Genomic DNA, 395 nt, shown 5'->3' with positions numbered 1-395 from the left:
CAGAAGATTGCGCCGTTCCCCTTGCCTCTGAAAGCTGGTCCTACGCTTGGGAGGTGAACGAGATGCCGCGGGAACATCGGGCCGCCAAGTCCATTCGGGTTCTCCTCGCCGAGGATCAGGGGATGATGCGGGGCGCGCTCGCCCTTCTTCTCGGGCTTGAGGAGGACATCGAGGTGGTGGCGCAGGTCGGGACGGGGGACGCGATCGTCGGGGCGGCCCTGGAGTCGCGGCCCGATGTCGCGCTGCTGGACATCGAACTGCCGGGGATCAGCGGGTTGGACGCCGCCGCGTTGTTGCGCGAGGAAACGCCCGACTGCCGGGTGCTGATCCTCACCACCTTCGGCCGGCCCGGTTATCTGCGGCGGGCCATGGAGGCGGGCGCCGCGGGGTTCCTG

General features: G+C 68.9%; 1 protein-coding gene. It reads left to right on the top strand.

The genetic code is table 11. The features are described from left to right. Nucleotides 1-62 precede the first annotated feature (62 nt). On the top strand, nucleotides 63-395 hold a 333-nt coding region (locus AOK01_RS45830), incomplete at its 3' end, for a response regulator (RefSeq protein ID WP_245702584.1).

The organism is Streptomyces aurantiacus, assembly GCF_001418335.1.
Classification (GTDB): domain Bacteria; phylum Actinomycetota; class Actinomycetes; order Streptomycetales; family Streptomycetaceae; genus Streptomyces; species Streptomyces aurantiacus.
This window is presented reverse-complemented; position numbering and strand designations above follow the sequence as displayed.